The 408-nt window shown below is 67.4% G+C and carries 1 protein-coding gene; it reads right to left on the bottom strand.

Annotated features, from left to right (window positions below; all coding sequences use genetic code 11):
* Nucleotides 1-408: hypothetical protein (locus tag ACTT8P_RS38485; RefSeq protein ID WP_442836435.1), on the bottom strand; the 408-nt coding region annotated here is incomplete at both ends.

Raw genomic sequence — 408 nt, 5'->3', positions numbered from 1 at the left:
GGCACGGTCAGCACCGAGTTGGTCACCGGGTCGCCGCTCGCCGCGTCGTCGTCCAGCTTGTGCTTGCCGAAGTAGTACTGGGTGCCGTCGCGGGTGGTGACCTTCCAGTACTCGCCGTCGGCGTCGCCGTTGCCGAGGGCGGTGTCCTTGAGGAGTTCGACGCGGGAGCCGTCGCCGCTGGCGGTGACCCAGGCGTCGCCGTACGGGTTGGCCTTGTCGGGCAGGACGAGTTCGGTGGTGGTGCCGCCGAGGGTGAGGGTGGCGTTGTAGGAGCCGAAGCAGAGGTCGCTGGTCTTCTTCTTGTTGTTGCCGTCGGTCATGTCGTCGCGGCAGGAGGTGTACGTGCGGGTGATGGAGCCCGCGTTGTACTCCCAGCCGTCGCCGATCCAGGAGGGCTGGTTGTTGGAG

The sequence above is a fragment of the Streptomyces sp. JW3 genome, assembly GCF_052216785.1.
In the GTDB taxonomy this organism is placed as follows: Bacteria; Actinomycetota; Actinomycetes; order Streptomycetales; family Streptomycetaceae; genus Streptomyces.
The sequence above is the reverse complement of the archived record's forward strand: the minus strand, read 5'-3'. Positions and strand labels throughout refer to the sequence as shown.